Source organism: Aeromonas molluscorum 848 (genome assembly GCF_000388115.1).
In the GTDB taxonomy this organism is placed as follows: Bacteria; Pseudomonadota; Gammaproteobacteria; order Enterobacterales; family Aeromonadaceae; genus Aeromonas; species Aeromonas molluscorum.
Genome location: NZ_AQGQ01000247.1, coordinates 1 through 3,631, shown reverse-complemented (window position 1 = coordinate 3,631; position 3,631 = coordinate 1). Strand labels below are relative to the sequence as shown.

The 3,631-nt window shown below is 56.4% G+C and carries 4 protein-coding genes and 1 pseudogene; 2 read left to right on the top strand and 3 right to left on the bottom strand.

Annotation, left to right across the window (positions count from 1 at the left end):
• Window positions 1–452 (top strand): annotated as a pseudogene (locus G113_RS19475) (beta-ketoacyl-ACP synthase I); the annotation flags it as partial.
• A 51-nt stretch (window positions 453–503) separates the two neighbouring features.
• Here G113_RS19475 and G113_RS19470 read toward each other — a convergent pair.
• Together G113_RS19470 and ppnP are read right to left on the bottom strand one after the other, a co-directional pair.
• Window positions 504–1,043, bottom strand: a complete 540-nt coding sequence (locus G113_RS19470; protein WP_005911099.1) for a GNAT family N-acetyltransferase — start codon at window positions 1,041–1,043, stop codon at window positions 504–506.
• A 129-nt stretch (window positions 1,044–1,172) separates the two neighbouring features.
• Entirely contained in the window at window positions 1,173–1,457 is a 285-nt protein-coding gene (gene ppnP, locus G113_RS19465) for a pyrimidine/purine nucleoside phosphorylase (protein WP_005911097.1), read from the bottom strand.
• Between the two features lie 270 nt (window positions 1,458–1,727).
• Here ppnP and G113_RS19460 point away from each other — a divergent pair, with 270 nt between their 5' ends.
• Window positions 1,728–2,966 carry a dicarboxylate/amino acid:cation symporter gene (locus G113_RS19460; RefSeq protein ID WP_005911093.1) on the top strand — a complete coding sequence of 413 codons (1,239 nt, stop codon included), beginning with the start codon at window positions 1,728–1,730 and terminating at the stop codon, window positions 2,964–2,966.
• Window positions 2,967–3,142: 176 nt separating this feature from the next.
• Here the strand turns inward: G113_RS19460 and G113_RS19455 are convergent, their stop codons facing one another.
• A complete protein-coding gene (locus G113_RS19455) occupies window positions 3,143–3,547 on the bottom strand; it encodes a MerR family transcriptional regulator (RefSeq protein WP_407919112.1) in 405 nt (134 codons plus the stop codon).
• Window positions 3,548–3,631 lie beyond the last annotated feature (84 nt).

Sequence of the window (3,631 nt, the reverse complement as noted above, 5' to 3'; positions counted from 1 at the left end):
GAGCTGACCGTTACGGCGCCACCTCCGATGGTTACGACATGGTGGCTACCGAGTGGTGAAGGCGCTGTGCGTTGCATGAAGATGGCGATGCAGGGTTGGGCAAGGTGGATTACATCAACACCCACGGCACCTCCACACCGGTTGGTGACATGAAGGAGCTGGAAGCCATCCAGACCCTGTTTGGTACCACAGGTCCCAAACTCTCAGCCACCAAGGCCATGACGGGCCATGCCCTGGGCGCCGCCGGTGTGCACGAGGCCGTTTACTCCCTGTTGATGATGCAGCATGGCTTCATTGCCCCCAGCATCAACATCGAGACCCTGGACGAGAAGGCCGTGGGCCTGCCCATCGTACGTGAGTACGAAGAGGCGGATCTCAATACCGTCATGTCCAACAGCTTCGGCTTTGGCGGTACCAACGCCTCCCTGGTATTCAGCAAATTCAAGAGCTGAACCCCGCCGGGATGAATAGCAGAAGGGCGCCTCAGGGCGCCCTTCTTGTGTTTACCGACTGGACATTGGGATGCTTGTCAGGGCCGCGCAGGCTGAGGGCCCATCATTGATGCGCCGCTCCATGTAGAGGGCACCATCACCGTATTCGGCCAGGGACTTGAGGGTGTGAGCCGGAGTGAATCCCTGACGCAGCCAGAAGGCGGGAGCATCCTGTACCGCCACCAGTCCGAGCCTGGTGTAGCCCGAACGGCTGGCATGGCTCAGGGCCTGATCCAGCAGTGCCTGTCCCATTCCTTGACCGCGAGCCCGGGCCGAGACGGCGAGATCGTGCAGATAGAACTCTTCCTCTCCAGCCAGTGCCATCATGGGTTGGGAGAGGGGCGGCGGCTGATGCGCTCGCCAGGGGTGACAGAGCAGATAGCCGAGCACGACCCCCCTTACCTCGCCAACCCAGCAACTCTGGGGGGCCAGCTCGGCCTTGTTGCGCATGACACTGAGGGGCTCAGGGCTCAGTTGATGGTAACACTCGGCCTGAATGGCCATGATCTGGGGCCAATCATCTGGCGAGACGGGGCGGATCTGGATGCTCATGACTGTCGATTGAATCCTGATAACGGCCTCACAGCTTAACCAAGGGCGATGGCAAAGAGAAGAGGCTCGCTGGTGGCGATTTGGTCATGAAAAAAGGGGCCTAAGCCCCTTAATGTTTCATCTTTTGATTTAATTTAAAAATTCGCACAGATAGGCGCTAGGTGTGCTCACCTTGAGAGAGAAGGAGGAGTGGCCTGGTACCTCGAAAGCCTCCCCTTGGCCATAGGTCTGCCAGTCGCTGGCGCCCGCCAACAGTATGGTCAGACTTCCCTTGATCACCGTCATGCGCTCAGGGGCGCCGGTGTTGAACAGGTATTCACCGGCTGCCATGACACCAACGGTAGATTGCTCACCATTTTGCTCGAAGCCGATGGATTTTACATTTCCGTCAAAATACTCGTTTACTTTCAGCATCTTTCTATCCCTGTATATGCGGTTGACCGAGTCAAGCTAGCACAGATAATAGTCTGTGGGCATAGCAAAATCGTGATTTTTTAACTTGTTCCTTTTGAATCTTAACTTTGTTGCAAACTTATCAATAAATCTTCGTCATAAATTAGCGATTTAAAACAGCAGATAAATATGAGATAAATCCGCTCGGCAGGGGAATGAGCAGGAATTCATTCCCCTGTTTGGTTAATTGCACTAGGAAAGTGTGACATCTATTCGTTTAAGGAACATTTTGTGTTAACTAAAGGACTCATTAAGAACACTGGCTTCCAGGTCGTGGTTGCCATGCTGCTGGGTACAGTGGTCGGTGTGCTCATGGGCGAGCAAGCCTCCATCTTTGCCCCCCTTGGCAGCCTGTTTATCCAGCTCATCAAGATGCTGGTGATCCCCCTGGTGGCCGTGGCCATCATCTCGGGGGCTGCCAATCTGGGCGCCAGTCCGGCGGCGGGCAAGATAGGGGGCAGTACCCTGGTATTCTTCCTCGGCACCTCTGCACTGGCCGTCTTCCTGGCTCTGGTGATGGGACAAGTGTTCCAGCCGGGTAGCGGAGTCGATCTCAGCTCGATGAAATCGCTCTTCTCCGGCGATTATGCCGACAAGGGGGAGTTGCCGGATGCGGTTGCCACCTTGCTTGGCATGATCCCGACCAACGTTTTCCAGTCCCTCAACGAGGCGAACATATTGCAGATCCTGGTGTTCTGTATGTTCCTCGGCATTGCGTTGGCCAAACAGCCTCAGGCGCGAGCCAAGCCGTTGATCGATGGTCTCAATACCCTGGTCGATGCCTTCGTCTGGATGATCAACAAGGTGATGCTGATAGCGCCACTGGGGGTGTTTGGTCTGATGGCCGATGCCATCGGTACCTACGGCTTTGATGTCCTCTCGCTGGTATTCAACCTGTTTGTGGTTTATGTGGCCGCCATCCTGGTGTTCGGTTTCGTCATCTACCCGCTGCTGATCGCCGTCTTCTCCAACACCCCTGTGCTCAAGTACATGTCGGCCATGAAGAAGGCCCAGGTTGTTGCCTTCTCTACCGCCTCCTCCATGGCGACGCTGCCAGTCACCATGGAAGTGTGCGAGAAGGAGCTCAAGGTGAGCAACAGCACGGCGGCCTTCGTGCTGCCTCTGGGCGCGACCATCAACATGAGCGGCAACGCCATCTATTACGGTCTGGTCGCCATCTTCTTCGCGCAGGTGTTCAACATCGATCTCTCTTTGGGGGCCTGGGTTGCCATCATACTGACCTCCACGCTGGGAGCCATCGGCCAGGCAGGGGTGCCGGGTCCGAGCTTCCTGGTGGTCGCCGTGCTGCTGGCTGCGGGTATCCCCATCGAAGGTCTGCCGTTGCTGTTCGCGCTGGATCGCCTGTTTGACATGATCCGTACCGCCCTCAACATCACCGGCGATGCAGCATGCGCCGTCATAGTGGACAGATTCAGTCCGGATTATGACGCTGCCCGCTGGCAGAAGTAACACCAGGCTCTTTGCTCTGGTTTACTCCCGGTTCGGGGATCATTAATAAAAAAGAGGGGCCATGATGGCCCCTCTTTTTTCTGCCCGTCCCGTTGCGAAGCGGTTTCACACCATCTTCGGAGCCGTTGAAAGCGCCCTGCGCTTGGCGCCTATATTCGCATGTTCACCAGGACTCCTTAACTCTCTTCCTTGGTCAGCTGTTGCAAGGAGTGCTGGCAACGCTGCTTGGCGGCGTCCAGTTCCAGTAACACCATCTTGATATCTTCCAGCTGCTGGTTCAGGGTCTGGCGCTTCTCCTCGATAAGGGAAAGCATGCTGCGCAGCTGGGTTCGGCTGCTCTTGTCCGCGTCATAGAGATCAAACAGTTCGCGAATGTCGGCCAGACTGAAACCCAGGCGCTTGCCGCGCAGGGTCAGCTTGAGGCGCACCTTGTCCTGGCGGCTATAAATACGGGTCTGACCCTGACGAGTGGGGGTCAGCAGACCCTGATCCTCGTAGAAGCGGATGCTGCGGGTGGTTACATCAAACTCTTTGGCCAGCTCGCTGATGCTGTAGCTGCGGGCCTCATCCTTGGGGTGCATCATAGTGTCGTCTTGGCTGTCAATCCTGGCTGGCACCTTACCCAAAGCGCTGCTTGGTCGCAAGTGCTTGTCCTTCAAGGCACA